Annotated in this window: 13 protein-coding genes; 2 read left to right on the top strand and 11 right to left on the bottom strand. The window is 39.6% G+C overall.

What is annotated here, in order from left to right; translation table 11 throughout:
• Nucleotides 1-13: 13 nt before the first annotated feature.
• Both ACSR9O_RS18095 and ACSR9O_RS18100 read right to left on the bottom strand, forming a co-directional pair.
• On the bottom strand, nucleotides 14-1,105 hold the full coding sequence (locus ACSR9O_RS18095) for an extracellular solute-binding protein (RefSeq protein ID WP_101224848.1): 1,092 nt from the start codon (nucleotides 1,103-1,105) through the stop codon (nucleotides 14-16).
• Complete coding sequence (locus tag ACSR9O_RS18100; protein ID WP_230177824.1) at nucleotides 1,105-2,331, bottom strand: ROK family transcriptional regulator; 1,227 nt, start codon at nucleotides 2,329-2,331, stop codon at nucleotides 1,105-1,107. The genes ACSR9O_RS18095 and ACSR9O_RS18100 overlap by 1 nt, the downstream gene beginning before the upstream one ends.
• Nucleotides 2,332-2,587: 256 nt before the next feature.
• Here ACSR9O_RS18100 and ACSR9O_RS18105 point away from each other — a divergent pair, with 256 nt between their 5' ends.
• Complete coding sequence (locus ACSR9O_RS18105; protein WP_491724869.1) at nucleotides 2,588-5,095, top strand: NEW3 domain-containing protein; 2,508 nt, start codon at nucleotides 2,588-2,590, stop codon at nucleotides 5,093-5,095.
• A 231-nt stretch (nucleotides 5,096-5,326) separates the two neighbouring features.
• Here the strand turns inward: ACSR9O_RS18105 and ACSR9O_RS18110 are convergent, their stop codons facing one another.
• The 9 genes from ACSR9O_RS18110 to ACSR9O_RS18150 form a co-directional block, all read right to left on the bottom strand.
• Nucleotides 5,327-6,061 carry an amino acid ABC transporter ATP-binding protein gene (locus ACSR9O_RS18110; RefSeq protein ID WP_101224851.1) on the bottom strand — a complete coding sequence of 245 codons (735 nt, stop codon included), beginning with the start codon at nucleotides 6,059-6,061 and terminating at the stop codon, nucleotides 5,327-5,329.
• Nucleotides 6,058-6,702 carry an amino acid ABC transporter permease gene (locus ACSR9O_RS18115; protein ID WP_076370951.1) on the bottom strand — a complete coding sequence of 215 codons (645 nt, stop codon included), beginning with the start codon at nucleotides 6,700-6,702 and terminating at the stop codon, nucleotides 6,058-6,060. Before ACSR9O_RS18115 ends, ACSR9O_RS18110 begins: the two co-directional genes overlap by 4 nt.
• A gap of 64 nt (nucleotides 6,703-6,766) precedes the next feature.
• On the bottom strand, nucleotides 6,767-7,543 hold the full coding sequence (locus tag ACSR9O_RS18120; protein WP_260356549.1) for a transporter substrate-binding domain-containing protein: 777 nt from the start codon (nucleotides 7,541-7,543) through the stop codon (nucleotides 6,767-6,769).
• A 384-nt stretch (nucleotides 7,544-7,927) separates the two neighbouring features.
• On the bottom strand, nucleotides 7,928-8,743 hold the full coding sequence (gene nikE / locus ACSR9O_RS18125) for a nickel import ATP-binding protein NikE (RefSeq protein WP_260356548.1): 816 nt from the start codon (nucleotides 8,741-8,743) through the stop codon (nucleotides 7,928-7,930).
• 33 nt (nucleotides 8,744-8,776) lie between these two features.
• Complete coding sequence (gene nikD, locus ACSR9O_RS18130) at nucleotides 8,777-9,604, bottom strand: nickel import ATP-binding protein NikD (protein WP_230177829.1); 828 nt, start codon at nucleotides 9,602-9,604, stop codon at nucleotides 8,777-8,779.
• Nucleotides 9,605-9,622: 18 nt separating this feature from the next.
• Complete coding sequence (gene nikC, locus ACSR9O_RS18135) at nucleotides 9,623-10,453, bottom strand: nickel ABC transporter permease subunit NikC (RefSeq protein ID WP_101224855.1); 831 nt, start codon at nucleotides 10,451-10,453, stop codon at nucleotides 9,623-9,625.
• Nucleotides 10,450-11,394, bottom strand: a complete 945-nt coding sequence (gene nikB / locus ACSR9O_RS18140; protein WP_101224856.1) for a nickel ABC transporter permease subunit NikB — start codon at nucleotides 11,392-11,394, stop codon at nucleotides 10,450-10,452. Before nikB ends, nikC begins: the two co-directional genes overlap by 4 nt.
• Before the next feature lie 17 nt (nucleotides 11,395-11,411).
• Nucleotides 11,412-13,037: a nickel ABC transporter substrate-binding protein gene (nikA, locus tag ACSR9O_RS18145; RefSeq protein WP_260356547.1), complete on the bottom strand. Its 1,626-nt coding sequence runs from the start codon at nucleotides 13,035-13,037 to the stop codon at nucleotides 11,412-11,414.
• 335 nt (nucleotides 13,038-13,372) lie between these two features.
• Nucleotides 13,373-14,710, bottom strand: coding sequence for a YjiH family protein (locus ACSR9O_RS18150; protein ID WP_230177831.1), 1,338 nt, complete (start codon nucleotides 14,708-14,710; stop codon nucleotides 13,373-13,375).
• Nucleotides 14,711-15,621: 911 nt separating this feature from the next.
• On the opposite strand from ACSR9O_RS18150, the gene ACSR9O_RS18155 reads away from it, so the two are divergent.
• The gene (locus tag ACSR9O_RS18155; RefSeq protein WP_230177832.1) at nucleotides 15,622-16,674 is read left to right on the top strand and encodes a potassium channel family protein; all 1,053 of its coding nucleotides are present in this window, start codon (nucleotides 15,622-15,624) and stop codon (nucleotides 16,672-16,674) included.
• Nucleotides 16,675-16,691 lie beyond the last annotated feature (17 nt).

The raw sequence follows: 16,691 nt of genomic DNA on the forward strand, positions 1-16,691 counted from the left end.
CAACGACACTTCCTTATTCTTTAATTTCTTTATCTCCACTTTTAATATTTTCGTCCCAATATTTCATCCACTCGTCACCTTTTTCCTCGAATGCATTCCAATCAATATCCATCGCTTTAATTTCCGTTTCCGTGATCCATTCAGGTAAATCCTTCACATCACTTCTGGTCGGAATCCTGTAAAACTCCTCTGCCAAAGTTTTTGCGGCTTCAGGTGAATTCACGAACTCATAAAAGGCTTCAGCCGCTTTTGGATGCTTGGCACCTTCAACGATGGCGATACCTTCTGTCAATACAGGTGTTCCGCTCTTCGGAATGACAAACTCGAACGGATAATTTTTATTTTCCTTCAGCATGACAACATCCGGCATTGCCCAAACGGAAAGTGAGCCCTCTCCTTTGGCTACCTTGTTATACATCATTTCCGGGTTTGCTGAATATTCCTTTGTGTTTTGATCGAGCTTCTTTAACCAGTCATACCCTTCTTTTGGATCATTTGTATCCTTATACGTACGATAGATCATCGCAGAAAAAATTGTCCTCATCGTTCCGGAGGCTAACGGATAGCGGATGATGATTTCGTCTTTCCACTTCGGATCAAGCAGCTCATCCCAATCTTTCGGTACCTCATCCTTCGATAGTTCTTTGCTGTTGTACATGATGACTTCCGGTGTCTGGCTCGTTCCCGTCCAATACCATTCCGGATCGTGGAATCCTTCATCAAGACTATCGGAATAGCTAGGCTTATAAGCAGCCAGCAGCCCATCAGCCTTCGCTTGATTGAAGTTCGTGGAAGGTGCCCCCCACCAAACGTCTGCCTGCGGATTACTTTTCTCTGATCGAACGCGGTCAAGGATTTCCTGGGACCCCATATCAAGCCACTCAACATCAATACCATACTCATCTTCGAACTGCTTTTCGAATTTTGATAAAATATCTTTGCCATGCGGTGAATAAACAACGATCTTATCTTCCAGCTCACCCTTTTTTCCGTTGGCACCGCCAGCATCCGAATTCGTTTTCGTATCTGTACCGTTACATCCTGAAATCAATAGTGCTGCCGATAAGGCCATTACTGAAACAAACGACTTTTTCCTACTTTTCATTAATACTCCCCCTCATCCCGAAAATTCAAAATGCCATCATGCTCCCTTAAGAATAAGGAAACCGCGCCTAGTACTCCTGCGTTTTCTCCCAATTGTGAAGTTTTCATTTCTACTAAACTAGGAAGATATCGATCAACGATCTCCCGAATTCTAGGTAAAATGTATTCAGATGAATTTAATACACCACCTCCTAAAATGATTACTTCTGGATTCAGCAAACTGGCCGCATTGACAATTCCGCACGCTAAATGTTCGATGGCTTCATTTATGACGGCCATTGCAGTCGTGTCTCCTTTTTTTGCTGACAAAAAGGCATCCTCCCCCGATAGTTCGGAAGATTTGGCCCGTTCGAATAAAAGATGATGAGGATCCTTGAGGACCTCCCTGGTAAAATGGCTGCCTATCGACTTTCCTCCTGCGACACTTTCCAAATAGCCGTATCTATGGAAAATCGGCTTGAATTCACGCTTCATATCCTCTTTGTCCGTTACCATATATCCCATTTCCCCAGCTGCACTGGAAGCCCCTCTGTATAACTGGTTGTTCAAGATGATTCCGCTTCCTATCCCCGTGCCAACCGCAATGAACAGCAAATTCCGCTTATTTTGTGCATTACCCAGCCACTGTTCACCTAGTGCAGCCGCGTTTACATCATTATCCAGAAAAATGGGGAAATCAAAATACCGCTTCGCTTCGGCTATGAACGGATATTGTACCCAGCCTAAACTCGGTGCCTCTATTACTAATCCGCTTGCCGTTTGCGTTATACCAGGGATCCCGACTCCCATCCCCAATATCCTGCCCTTCGCAATCTGATTCTTGGCAATTAACCGTTCCGTTTCAATCGCCATTTGTTTAAGAAGCCCTGATTTTAAATAGGTGTTGGTTGAAAAGCTAGTGTCGGCAAGGATGTTGCCGCTTAAATCACTTAAAACGATTTTCACTTTCGTCCCGCCTATATCGACCCCAATGATATAGGCTGCCTTTTCATTAAAAAAGAGCTGGATGGGCCTTCTCCCGCCTTGAGAGGAGGATTCTCCTATTCCTTTCTCAAATACCCATTTCTCCTGTATAAGTTCATCCACAGCCAGAGAAACAGTTGGTTTACTTAGCTGAAGCTTAACGGCGATTTCAGCTCTTGAAATGGGCGAGCATTCCTGGATGCATTGAATGATTCTTTTTTTATTGACATATTTTTGATGACTGGGTGGTCTTTTAAAACTCATCACATCACGGCCTTACATCATTTAGTTAGTAAATCTTCCTAATTAAGTAAAAATATAACTTAAATAAATTCAGTACACAAGTTATTTTTCTGAACATTTAAAATGTTCAACTTTTAATAGTTACTTCGAATCATTTACATTTATAACCATTAATGCTATTTATTAGATAAGTTTTTTCCATCTGGTTAGTTAGAAAATATTACTAACCTACATTTTTTTTAGGTGTCTTAAAAAGTTGAAGGGGGTTAAAAGATTAATGAAAAAAGCTCTGTTATCGCTGCTTTCCCTTTTGTTGGTTCTTGCATTATTGCCACTTGGAGGCAGCGCTGCAAATCCTGAGGAAGCCAACGTTGAGTTATGGAATGCGGTCAAGCCGCTCGAGACGACCGTGACATTCTTGAACAGCGGTGCCCATCCAGATGATGAACGCAGTGACTTTCTCGCTTATCTATCGAGAGGGTTAGGGGTAAAGACATCCAGCCTGATTGCAAACCATGGTGAAGGAGGACAAAATGAAATTGGGGATGAACTGGACAATGCTCTTGGAATCATCCGTTCGAGGGAAATGATTGAAGCTGCGAAAATAACCGGGGTTAAGGCCTATCATCTAAGTGAAACTACCTCAGATCCCATTTATGATTTCGGCTTCTCTAAAACACCAGAGGAAACATTAGAAAAGTGGGGCGAAGAACTCACCTATGAACGGCTTATCCGCTTTATTCGGACCTATCAGCCGGATATATTGATGCCATCCTTTCAAAATGATGATACCCAGCATGGACATCATCGAACAATGACAATCTTAAGTGAACGTGCCTTTAAGGATGCGTCCGACCCAACTGTGTTTCCGCAACAATTGAAACAAGGGCTATCGGTATGGCAAGTGAAAAAGTTATATTTGCCCGTTTCATCGGCAGATCAAGCAACCACTTCGATTGAAATCGGTAAATATGACCCAATATACAATATGACTTATCCACAGCTGGGAGAACAATCCCGCTATCTGCATAAAAGCCAAGGCATGGGTTCTGATATCCCGGCAGCACCCCGCCAGATCCATCTGGATTTGAAGCAAAGCGCCGTTGATACAAAAAACCAGTCGGACCTTTTTGCAGGTGTACCTTACAATTTTACTGAATGGGCAGAAAAACTCCCCCGCTCAGCTTCAAAATTAAAAGGTGAATTTAAATACCTGCAACGGAATTTGGACGCTGTTATTACGGCTTATCCCAATGAAAAACGTGTTTTTTCAATATCCCAAAATGCTCTTTCAAATGTTCGGTCAATTACTGCGCAAGTCAAAAAGGCAAAGCTAAGCCCTGCCATTAAGAACGACTTGCTTCATAAGCTCTCATTAAAAGAAGAGCAATTGCAAAACGTCAGTTATGTCTCCTCAGGACTCGAAGTTCAAGCTAAAGCAGCTTCAAAGATCCTGACGAAAGGCCAAAAAACGTACGTAACCGTAACCGTGAAGAATAACGGGAAACAAACCTTGAAAAAAGTCGCTGCTGCATTGAACTTACCTAAAGGATGGAAGATCAAAACTAAAGCTAAAGATGTCAATCTAGCACCAAATAAATCAGCGACAATGACCTATCTGGTTGAAGTCCCTGAAGATGCAGCCTATTACCATGCCTATGATGAATCAACCATTACGACCAGCATTTCTTATAAATACGGCAGCACAAAAACTTCCATCAAGGAGGAAGTGGATGGAACGATCGCTGTCCTTCCCGACGTTGGCCTTACCCTATCTCCCGAAGATATCGTCGTAAATACAGCAGATGTAAAAGAGGAAGTCCCAGTGACGGTAACCTTGAAAAACTATACAGAAGGAAAAGCATCGGCAAAGGTCGCTTTAAAAGTCCCTGAAAATTGGGGAGTTCATCCCAAAAATGCCACTGTATCATTTAAAGAAAAATCAGAAGAAAGACAAGTGAAGTTCACCCTAAGACCGCCTAAGGCAATACAAAATGGCGAATATCAGGTGAAGGCAGCTGCTACTGTCAATGGGAAAACCTTTGATTCGACCATTCAGGAAATTTCCTATGACCATATCGGAACATTCTATTACCAATACCCAGCAGCTATCAATACCGTTGCATTTGAGCTTTTGAAGCCAGCTTCATTAAAAGTGGGGTACATTGAAAGCGGATTCGATAAAGTGGCAGATTACTTAAGCAATGCAGGTCTGAACATTACGAAGTTAACTGCAGCTGATTTAGCTGAAGGTGATTTAAGTCAATATGACACGATCGTTACAGGCATCCGTGCCTATCTATCGAGGGAAGATTTAAAGGCAAATAACGCGCGCTTACTTGAATATGTGGAAAATGGCGGCCATCTCGTCGTGCAATACCATAAACCGGGTGATGGATGGGATGCAATGAAGACTGCTCCATATCCTCTTACCCTCGGGAATCCTTCCATTCGCTGGCGGGTAACCGATGAAAAAGCCACGGTAAACGTGTCGAAGCCAGAATCAGCGCTTTTTAACTATCCAAATAAAATAACAAGTGATGACTGGAGCAATTGGGTCCAAGAAAGAGGATTGTATTTCCCAATGGAATGGGATGAACGATATGAAACATTCATTTCCATGGCTGATCCAAATGAAGAACCATTTGATGGCGGAATTCTCATGGCTAAATACGGTAATGGCACCTACCTCTACACCAACCTTGTGCTATATAGGCAAATTCAAGGCCAAGTTCCAGGCGGATATCGAATCATGACGAACTTGATTAGTTATGGTGCCAAGTAAAAAAAGAAGAAACCTATGCATGTGTCGAATGCATAGGTTTTTCTTTTTTTGATGTTTACCAATTGAAGCCATCGCCTCACTGATTCCTGCTCTAAAAACAAAAAAAGTTATGCACAAAGATGAAGGAAAGGCTCCATGCGTTTGGGTTTCCCCTCATTTCCCGCATTCCTTTGTCCACACTTCATGCACAACTTCATTCATGATTTACATCATCTCTTATAGTGCTTTCCGTTAAAGCACTTTGCTCAAGAATGCTTTCGTTCTTTCGTGCTGAGGGTTACCGAATAATTCATTCGGCTCATTTTCTTCCACGATATACCCTCCATCCATGAATATCACCCTGTCCCCGACTTCCCGGGCAAAGCCCATTTCATGCGTAACAACGACCATTGTCATGCCTTCTTTTGCAAGTTGTTTCATTACCTCCAAAACATCGCCGACCATTTCAGGGTCAAGGGCCGAAGTCGGTTCATCAAATAGCATGATCTTCGGATTCATCGCCAATGCCCTTGCGATCGCGACCCGCTGTTTTTGTCCGCCGGAAAGTTCCCCTGGATAGCTATTTGCTTTTTCCTTTAGACCAACCTTATCCAATAACTCAAGCGCTAACCTTCTCGCTTCCGCTTTATCGGTGGCACGAATTTTAATAGGACCCAAGGTTATGTTCTCCAAAACGGTTTTATGGGGAAATAGATTGAAATGTTGAAAAACCATTCCAACCTCTTGCCGGACTTTGTTTATATTGATTTTCCTTTTAGGATCGGTTATATCATGTCCGTTAATGACCACCTCACCGCCCGTAACTTCCTCAAGGAGATTCAGGCAACGCAGGAAGGTACTCTTTCCAGATCCAGAAGGGCCTATTACGCAAATTACTTCCTTTTCCTGCACTTCTGCGTTGATATCTTTTAAAACCTCGACAGTTCCAAATGATTTTCTCAGGTTTTTTACAGTAATGATGCTCATCGAACTTGTACCCTCCTTTCTATGAAATTAGCAATTAGGGTTAACAAATAGATGATGATAAAGTAAATCACACCAACGGCCAGCCAAATCTTGAACGCTTCAAAGGTTGCCGAAGCTTGAATCTGACCTTGCTGGGTTAAATCGGCTATACCAATGACGGATAATAGAGAAGTGTCTTTCAAGCTGATGATCGATTGGTTCGTAATGGTAGGGAGCATCCTTCTGAAGGCTTGCGGAAGCACGACATATCTCATTGTTTGAGTTCCAGTGAACCCGATGGATCTTGCCGCTTCCGTTTGTCCTTTATCGATGGATTGTATCCCAGCCCTTATTATTTCAGCAAAATATGCCCCTGCATTGATTGCAACGGTAATTATACCAGCTGTTGTACTGTCCAAAGAAATCAAATTCAGTGAATTCACACCAAAATAGATAAAAAATAACTGAACGATGAACGGTGTCCCTCGTATCGCATCCACATAAACCTTTGCAATCCAGTTCAAGATTTTGATGGGGGCAAGTCGCAGCAACGCGACAAGTAAACCAATCAAAAAACCTAGGATAATGGCAATCACAAAGATATAAAGTGTCACCTGAAGTCCTTTTAATAAAATAGGCAATGCCGCAACAATTATATCCATTTCTTTCACCCCTTTGAAAAAGAAAGCGCGCCATAAGCGCGCTTATTGAGCTTTAATCTATTGTTTATTCACCAAGATACGTTTTTATTATTTCATCATACGTGCCGTCTTTTTTAAGATTGGCAAGTCCATCATTTATTTTCTTCAATAGATCCTCGTTTTGCCCTTTCAATACAGCAATTCCATATTGGTCACCATTCAAACGGTCACCTACGATTTTCAACCCAAGATCTTTTTGGGCGATCGCATAGGAGATTACCGGGTAATCTTCTATAAGGGCATCTGCGTTGCCGTTGGCCACTTCCTGGAACATCGCTGGACTATCATTGAATTGAACAACTTTAATTCCTAGTTTCGTAGCATTATCCTGTGCATATTTAGCACCTGTTGTTCCTTTTTTCACTGCAATGGTTTTTCCTTTAAGATCTTTAACAGTTTTAGTGCTTGTATTCTCTTTTTTAACAACAATCGTTAATCCTGCATCAAAATACGGAGTCGAGAAATCCACTACCTTTTTTCTTTCCTCTGTAATGCTCATTCCCGCAATGGCCACATCAAGCTGATTGGCTTGCATAGCCGGGATGATTCCACCGAAATCCATTGGAGACAATTTGATTTTAAAATCCTGGTCTTTTGCGATTGCATTGATTAATTCAATATCAATACCTTTATAGTCGTTCCCCTCTTTAAATTCAAAAGGAGGATAAGTCGTATCCACACCAACTTTATATACCTTTTCAGGTTTCTTTTCCTCACCTGCATTTTTTTCTTCATTGGTTCCACAAGCCGAGATAAAGATAGTTAGAATCAAAAACATACTAAGTAAACCAAGTTTCTTCATTCAAATCACTCCAATTCTTAAATTATACGTGATAATAAATAATTCTCCCTATAATATAGCATAAGAATAAAGTATTATAATATGAATTTTTAGAATAAATATTATTTTCTCCAAATAATTTTTATGGATGTTTTTCCTAATATTGTTTCAGTTATGGAAAATAGAAAAAGGATATGGTTTACCAGGTCAGTTTTTGAAATCCCTAATAGGAGACACCCATTTAAGATCATTGGAAGATTGATTATCGATGCAACAAATAAAAGGAACCATTATGGTTCCTTTTATGCCCTACAATATGTGCTTCAGAAGCAATATAAACAAGAGCCCCGATTATCAAACTGAAATCGAGGCCTTCTAATCAATAAATATCCTTCTAGACTAAGTCTAGTTAGTCCTCGTCGGAAGAGAACGAAAACGCGGATGCTCAGCGAGTATAGAACTTCTCATCTGTTTAACGACAGGATGTTCTGACGAAAAAAACTGATCTTTAGAATTGTAATGCTCGATTAATTCTCCTTTTTCCAGTACACCCAAAGTATCAGAGATTGAATAAGCCGCTTTAATATCATGTGTAATAAATAGATAAGATAAGCCGAAGTCTTTTTTCAACTCACTTAATAATTCTAAAATCAGTGTTTGATTAACCATATCCAGACTGCTTACGGATTCGTCCAAGACGATTAGCAGTGGCTTAAGAGAGATTGCTCTAGCAATATTAATCCTTTGCAATTGTCCACCGCTAAATTGGTGTGGGTATTTTTTCAAATCCTTCTCACTTAGGCCCACTCTTTCCAATAACTCAATAACCGTTCTTTTTTGTTCGGCTACGGTTAGTTTTTCATAGTTTTCTAATGGCTCGCCTATAATACTTTCGGCTGTCATTCGTGGATTGACAGCTGAATATGAATCCTGAAAGACGACTTGTAGATCTCGGCGTATCTTTTGTCGGGTAAGCTTATCAGCAGTATAGATATCATGCCCTTGAAACAGAACCTGTCCTTGCTGTGGACGTTCTAAGCCAAGGATCACTTTTCCTAATGTACTTTTTCCAGCTCCACTCGTGCCAAGTAGCCCTAAACATGTTCCTTCGTCTATAGAGAGGGAAATGTCAGTGAGTACTTTTTTAGAATGCTCTTTCCATTTTAAAAACGTATGAGAATTATAGCTATGAGTTACTGCTTTTACTTGTAATAAACTCATTTATTCACCCCCCAAAAGAATGCAGTCCATATATCACAACATATGGGTGATAGGTTCTTCATGTTTAATGCTAAGGCGGGCATTTAGCAGTTTCTTGGTATACTCATGCTGCGGATTATCAAATAATTCAAATACATTTGCAGTTTCTACAATTCTGCCATGTTGCATAACGACTACATCATCTGCCATTTCAGAAATTACTCCTAAATCATGAGAAATGAGTAAAATGGATGTTCCATATTCAGAACGAATTTTATCCAAGTGGCGAAGTACTTGTAATTGGTTATGAACGTCGAGTGCAGTTGTCGGCTCATCAGCAATAATAACGGTAGGATTTAAACATGCGGCCATCGCAATCATCACGCGTTGAAGCATACCTCCACTCAATTGAAAAGGATAGCTTTTTAATAGTTTCGCGGGATCTGGCAGGTTTACATTTTGCATCGCATCGATGGCAAGCTCTTTTGCTTGTTTTTTATTCAATGAGGTATGAGACCTAATCGTTTCGATAAATTGATTGCCAATTGTAAAAACAGGCGTAAATGCATTCATCGGATTTTGCATAATAAAGGCAATATCCTTGCCACGGATTTCACGTATTTCTTTATCGTCCAAACCATTCAATTCTCGTCCTTGGAGGGTAATGCTGCCTTTAATTGTCGTTGTTTTCCGGTCAAGAAGCTGTAGAATGGACATACTCGTAACTGTTTTACCACTCCCACTTTCCCCAACAAGACCCAATACCTTCCCTTTTTCCAGTTCAAAATTAATATCCTGAACGAGGGTGGAAGCACCTTCCTTTGTTTGTACCTGTACATGTAGATCGCTCACTGTTAATACATTCGACCTTTCTGTTCTCAATCTTCTCATTCCTTTTTATTAACGACGTTTGACTCCAAAACGTTCTGATAGCGCTTCGCCTAATAAATTGAAGGTGACGACAACAAGCATAATCATCAAACCTGGATATAGCATTAATTCTGGATTCGTCCGAATATAGGATTTCCCTTCATGAATCATTGCTCCCCATTCTGGTGTAGGGGGTTGCACGCCCAAACCTAGAAACGACATGGCCGATATATCCATGATTGCCCAACCCATTTCTAATGTACCCATAACAGCGAGCGGAGGAAGAACATTTGGAACAATATGTTTCTTTATTATCTTCCATTGAGAAGAACCGCTTATTTTAGCTGCCGCTATATAGTTTTGTTCTTTTAGACTAAGCACCATTCCTCGGAAAATTCTTGCATAATACACCCATTGCACAAGCATCAATGCTATGATGACCTGTTTAAGGCCAGGTCCCAATATACCAACAAGGCCAAGAATGAGCAAAAGATTCGGAAATGCCATAACACCATCACACAGTCTCATTAGCACCTGGTCCACCCATCCACCTTTATAACCAGCAATGGTTCCGACAATCAAACCTATGCCTAAAGATGAAATAAAGATTAATGTAGCAAATCCTAACGAAATGCGAGCTCCATATAAGATGCGTGATAATGTACATCGTCCTAAATGATCCGTTCCCAATGGATACTCAAAGGAAGATGGCTGTAGTTTATTAGCTAAATTGACAGCAATAGGATCATTAGGTGCAATCCATGGAGCCAAGATGGTGATGATAAATAGGAAGCATAATATTATTGAACAAAGGACAATCACTTTCTGACTTCTCATCATAATACGAAGACTTGTTATCATTGACGTTGCCCTCCTTTTCTGGAGATGCGTGGGTCGATACACATTTGGATTAGGTCAACAATCAAGTTGCTAAAAATGAATAGTCCCGCAGCTAAAAGCACATAGCATTGAATGACAGGAACATCCCGATTAAAAATAGCTTCAATGAAATAACGACCAAATCCTGGCCAGGAAAAAACCGCTTCGACGATAATGGTTCCAGTCAGCAGCTTTCCTAAATTCATCCCCAGTCCAGTAATCATAGGGGATATGGCTATTCTCAATACATGTTTTCCCATAATGACTTTTTTATGAATCCCTCTTGTGCGTGCAAAAAGGACATAAGGTTCCTGTAAATTTTCAAGAACGCTAGCACGTAATAGTCGAGTATACAAAGCTATTAATGGCAAAGCTAAAGTAACGGAAGGAAGAACCAGATGTTGCCAAGTCCCGATTCCTTCGACAGGAAATAGGTCGAGTTTAACAGAAAAGAAAAAAATCAATAAATAACCAAGCCAAAAAGAAGGGATGGACGCCCCGAAAAAAGAGAGAAGGCGACTAAAATGGTCAATACCACTGTTTTTCTTTATGCCTGCCAAAAACCCAAGAGGGACACTGACCAGGATAGCTAATATGATGCTACCTAAAGCTAACTGAATGGTCGCTGGCATTCGATAGGTAACCTCTTCCCAAACAGGTTTATTCGAAAGATAAGATATGCCAAAATCAAATTGGCATATCTTAATAATAGAATTTACATATTGAACATGGAGGGGTTGATCTAAGCCGAACTCATGTCTTTTCTGAGCCAATATCTCATCTGTAGATTGGATATGTGCTGCAGATAAATATGCCTCAGCTGGGTCCACGGGTGAAAGGTGAATCATTCCAAACGTTAGAAGAGTGGCCAAAAGAAAGATAGGAATAATGGCCATAATTCGTTTCAAGATATAAGTGCCCATGAAAACCCTCCTGTAACTTACTTCTCGATGCTAATTCCTGTGAATGGATGTTCATCCCGGTTAGCAGGGAATGTAAAATTAGATACATCTTTTTGGTAAACAGCTATTTTCTTAATATAAGAAATAGGCACAATCGCTCCTTGGTCTTGCAGTGATTCCAAAATAGATGAGTAAAGTTCTTGACGTTCTTTTTCATCTGTTGTTCCAGGAACATCTGCAATTTGTTTTAACAACTCATCTCTGTTCGGATAAGATGAAATGGCTTCGTTAAAACCAAATCCTTCTGAACCAACGACATTTACGAAAGTATGTGGATCATATGGAGCGCCATAGTTACTAAAGAAATTCAATTCAAAATCATTAGCTTTGAATCTTTCAATTTGTACCGTAAGCTCAACTCCAACGATATTTAATTTAACACCTAGTGCCGCCCACTCAGATTGTAATGTTTCGGCCATTGCTTTTTGAATCGATTCTGCAGAGTCGTACATTAACTCGATTTCAAGCGGCTTTCCGTCTTTCTCACGAACGTTTTTTCCTTTTGGAAGCTTCCATCCTGCTTCATCTAATAAAGCTTTTGCTTTTTCGACATTATAATCAATCGCTTTTACATCAATGTCTGAAGTATACGGGAAGTTTGTGGGTAAAATGAAATCTGCCTTCTCTTCCAACCCAGAAGTAACTCCGTCAACCATTGCTTTTTTATTAAATCCATATTGTAATGCTTGACGAACACGTAAATCTGAAAGTTGTTCTTTCTTCGTATTCATAACTAGTTGTCTTGTCGCAACCGGATCAGAAATACTAGTCTCATAGTTACCTGTTGTTTCTAATTGTTTGAAAGCATCCAGACTGATAGCACCTTCACCATAAATTAGGTCTAGGTCACCTTTTTCAAAAGCAAGAACACGGGTTTCCGCATCAGGAATGATCTTGACTTTGATTTTCTTTACTTTAGGGAGTTCACCCCAATAATTTTCATTGCGTTTGAAAATAGCATATTCATCTGCTTTATGTTCTTCCAAAACCCATGGGCCTGTACCGACTGGTTTTGTAACACCTTTTGAAGTGTCACCATCTTTAGGGAATCCAGCATCACCTAAGAATCGGACTGGACGAACGACGGCTAACTCTTGAATAGTAGGATAATACGGCTCCTTTAATGTTAGTTTAAATGTGTATTGGTCAATTACTTCCGTTTGATCCACTTTCGGAATAAAGCCCAACCAACTATGTAAATCAACATTTTTCAATATTGTATCAAAGTTCTTTTTCACAATTTCAGCATTAAAGCTCGTACCGTCAGAAAATTTCACATCATGACGGAGGTTGAACGTATATTCCTTCCCATCCTTGGAAATTTCCCAAGATTCAGCTAAATGCGGTTTCAGCTCGCCTCCATCTTGGTAGCTGACCAAAGGCTCATATATCATTGATGTAGCGAATAATTGAGAAGGATTATAGACATGCGGATTCATTTCACCTATATCCCTCGGCCAAGCCATAGTAAGCATGTCTTTACTGTCTTTATTTGAAGTTGAATTTTCTTTTGATTCATTTGTACATCCAAGTAAAAGCGTTGATAAAATTAAAACGATTGCGGATATAAATAACACTTGTTTGCTGTTTCTTCTTTTTGACATGACATTGGTGCCTCCCAGTACCATATTGAGAATCTTTATCAATTCTAATGAGTAACTATATTATTGTCAATATAATGTCGAAATTCTCGAAAGATATAAATTTGTTTTGTTAGAAACATATTAACTCAACATCCTTTTCTTTGATGATGCTGTTCCAAATAATTTATTCTACGTCCCTACAAGCCTTCAAATGCCCCGCGCACCTGTACGTTCTACCATGCCTACTGATATAAAAGATTCTATTAAAAAAGGTCAACCAGTAATTTTACTGGTCGACCTTATAATACGAACGCACCCGTACGATTTGTGATCGAATTAAGATTCGTTGATTCGTACTAAAGCAGCAATATTGCGATAGGTGCAGTAATAATTAACGTGATGAGCGTCCGTTCAAACCAGATTACAATCAACTTCGTAATGCTGATTGGGATTTCGGTTGATAGGATACAAGGTATCGTCGCTGAAAAGAACAATATGGATGATACAGATACCACGGCAATAATGAACTTAGTTACCAGAGGTGCATCAACTACGAGAAGCGCCGGCAGGAACATTTCTGCAATTCCTATAGCTGAAGCTTTTGCAGCCAAAAATGGTTCAGGTATTTGCAATGCCCAAGTAAATGGGTAAAAAAGATAGCCAAGTAAATTAAATACTGGAGTATACTCCGCTAACACAAGGCTAATGAGACCAACGGATAAAATGGACGGCAGAATGCTCATTGTCATAAGAAAACCGTCCTTTAAGTTATCCCATAAATTTCTGCCAAGACTTACCGAATTGTTTGCTCCCACCATCGCACTATACCAGGCGTTTTTGAGAAGTCCTTCTTTGATAACCTCTTCTGGATCGGCATTATCCGAATAATAATCGTCGCTCATTTTATTTAATGGCCAAATACGTACGGTAATGGCAGTGACAAGGTACGTTATCCCTAAAGAAACCCAAAAGAAAAGGGACCATATGTCCATAAGCCCGAGAGTCTTTGCTACAACAATCATGAACGTTGCTGAAACGGTTGAAAAACCAGTTGCAATAATAGCGGCTTCTTTAAGCGTATATTTTCCTTCTTTATATAGTCGATTCGTAATAAGCATACCAATGGAGTAGCTTCCTGCTAAATCAGCGACCATATCAACTGCTGAACGCCCCGGCGTTTTAAATATCGGCCTCATGATTGGCTGCATCAGTACACCCAAAAATTCAAGAAGCCCGTATCCAATGAGAAGCGCCAAAAATAGAGCACCAAAAGGAACGACAAGTCCTACAGGTATGACAAGTTTTTCGAAGAGGAAAGGACCCATACTTGGGGCCATTAACCATTCGGGCCCAATCTTGAAATATATTAAGATCGCAACAACAGCACCTATTACTTTTAAGAAAGAAAAAACTATTGATACCTTATCCTTGCTCCAACTTTTTGAAATAAATGGATAGACAGCTCCTAATAGAATGACAATAAGAGCATAAATAGGAACGGCTGACGGCAAGGTTACTTTGATCCATGTTACTATATGATCAATTGGTATGCTTGAAACACCATTTATGGTAATAGGAATAAAAAACATAAAACTTCCTATTAAACTATATATGATAAACTTCAGTATATTAGTAGTTGATTGAATTTGCGGCTTCTCTTGTTTCGTATTTGTCGCCACATTTGGTGATCCCATAATTATTCCCCCTATTATATAATTGCATGCTGGGTAAATTCTTGGCGTCATACCCACATCCGATCCTCTCATCGCTCCTGTCTCACGATTTGGTAAGGCAACAGGACCAGAATACAAAGTTCGATTACGATAGGGCTTTTAGTTCTCCGCTTGCCGCCATATCGTTTAAAATTAAAATTCGGCACGCCCCCTAGCCTAACCAGCAGAATACGGGAAGAAAAGCCTTGGAACTTTATTTATTATTGGGCCAATCCTGTTTCACAAATGCCATTGCCCGTGGTGCATCGTTAGGATTCCCCAGAGCTTTCACCCTCTTCCAGCTCTTATTGAGGATTCGAAGCAAAACACTCCCAGTTATGTGCCGCTTTCCAATCCCGCCATATACCCTCCATCTGGGGCTCAGCTATATTCCGATTTTTCATTAATATGGGAAGTACTGTCTTTTGTATGCAATCCTGTTCCTTTATAAAATCATTATTCTATTTATTGTATCCGCTTTCATTTTGATGGACCTCCTCGTTATTTAACATTCATTGTATATTGAAAATTCAAATAATAATTTTATTTTTTGATGATTATTTTATAATTTATTTACAAAAATTCATCTGATATTGTTCATTTTATAATCTATATTAAAATTAGAGCAAAATTTAATAGCAGAATACGTGGTTTTGGTGCAAAAAACCCATACTGATTGTGTGGTCTATTAAACTTCTGCAGATGAAACCCAATGGAATTCTCAACGATCTGCCCATTTCTTTGCTTAAGAAAATGAGCTGAACGTTATTTTAAACAGTTTTCTTTTGCTTCTTGCTTGGGTAAAAAATAGTTTTTTTACACTTACGTTTATTTAATTCTTAAATTGGGGAACTATAAATTTAATCGATGACTTGAAAACTAGGATGGGTATGATGAGAATTAAGGTAAAAAAAATAATATATTACCTGATTAAATTAAGAGGTAGAATCTTTATACCATTTGCCATTTTATACATATTAGTTGCTGCATATGTTGCTTTTTCAATAGAGCCACAGACGTTCGAATCATATTTAACCTCAGTTTACTGGGTTCTTACAACGCTTGCTACGGTTGGTTTTGGGGACTATGCACCAGTCACTGATCTTGGAAAAGCATTTACCATTGGTCTTTACATCACTGGTATTGGGCTTGTTAGTCTTTTTATTGGAAGAATCATTAAATCTGTATATCTTATCGAAAAACGTAAAGTTGGTGGAAAAATGAAATATACAGGTAAAAATCATATCATTTTGATTGGTTGGAGTGATAAGTCAAAATCTGCACTCCAAGAAATTTTTAAATCTGATGAAACCATTGATATTGTAATCATTGATAACTTGGAAAAAGCTCCTATGATGGAGGAGCGTCTGTTTTATGTTCGCGGGGATGCCACCGATGAAGAAACATTACTCCGTGCAAATCTGCCTAAAGCAAAAGGCGTTATCATTTTTGCTGACCAAATTACACAAGATAATTATGCTACAAAGGATCCGTTACTTGTCGATGGAAAGACATTATTAGTTGCCACTGCCATAACGGCCATTGAAGAAAAAACAAATACGTCCATCCATGTCACAGCCGAGGTGATCAATCAAAAGCATATTCGTTTATTCGAGCGTGTAAAGGTGGACGAGTTTATTCCTACGCAAGAAATGATCTCCCACGCAGCAGTACGATCATTATTTTCTCATGGAGTCACCCACATGTATTCAGAACTTATGAGCACGAAATATGAGGAAACTATGTATGAGATTCCTAAACAAGATGAATGGCTAACCTATCGTGATGCGTTTATAGATCTTCTTAACAAAGGAGCCACACTGGTAGCAGATCGTGGTGATCTTAACATAAACCAAAAATTAGATGCAAGAATTCCCGATGATGCACAGCTTTTCATTATTTGCGATAAAGAAACCATTTCCCAAATAAATTCAAAGATACATTAGAAGCAGAAATCTTTAGG

The organism is Peribacillus sp. B65 (assembly GCF_058513295.1).

Coding starts and splice junctions, on each gene's coding strand:
- ACSR9O_RS18095 (WP_101224848.1), bottom strand. CDS start 1,105: ATGAAAAGTAGGAAAAAGTCGTTTGTTTCAGTAATGGCCTTATCGGCA.
- ACSR9O_RS18100 (WP_230177824.1), bottom strand. CDS start 2,331: ATGAGTTTTAAAAGACCACCCAGTCATCAAAAATATGTCAATAAAAAA.
- ACSR9O_RS18105 (WP_491724869.1), top strand. CDS start 2,588: ATGAAAAAAGCTCTGTTATCGCTGCTTTCCCTTTTGTTGGTTCTTGCA.
- ACSR9O_RS18110 (WP_101224851.1), bottom strand. CDS start 6,061: ATGAGCATCATTACTGTAAAAAACCTGAGAAAATCATTTGGAACTGTC.
- ACSR9O_RS18115 (WP_076370951.1), bottom strand. CDS start 6,702: ATGGATATAATTGTTGCGGCATTGCCTATTTTATTAAAAGGACTTCAG.
- ACSR9O_RS18120 (WP_260356549.1), bottom strand. CDS start 7,543: ATGAAGAAACTTGGTTTACTTAGTATGTTTTTGATTCTAACTATCTTT.
- nikE (WP_260356548.1), bottom strand. CDS start 8,743: ATGAGTTTATTACAAGTAAAAGCAGTAACTCATAGCTATAATTCTCAT.
- nikC (WP_101224855.1), bottom strand. CDS start 10,453: ATGATAACAAGTCTTCGTATTATGATGAGAAGTCAGAAAGTGATTGTC.
- nikB (WP_101224856.1), bottom strand. CDS start 11,394: ATGGGCACTTATATCTTGAAACGAATTATGGCCATTATTCCTATCTTT.
- nikA (WP_260356547.1), bottom strand. CDS start 13,037: ATGTCAAAAAGAAGAAACAGCAAACAAGTGTTATTTATATCCGCAATC.
- ACSR9O_RS18150 (WP_230177831.1), bottom strand. CDS start 14,710: ATGGGATCACCAAATGTGGCGACAAATACGAAACAAGAGAAGCCGCAA.
- ACSR9O_RS18155 (WP_230177832.1), top strand. CDS start 15,622: ATGAGAATTAAGGTAAAAAAAATAATATATTACCTGATTAAATTAAGA.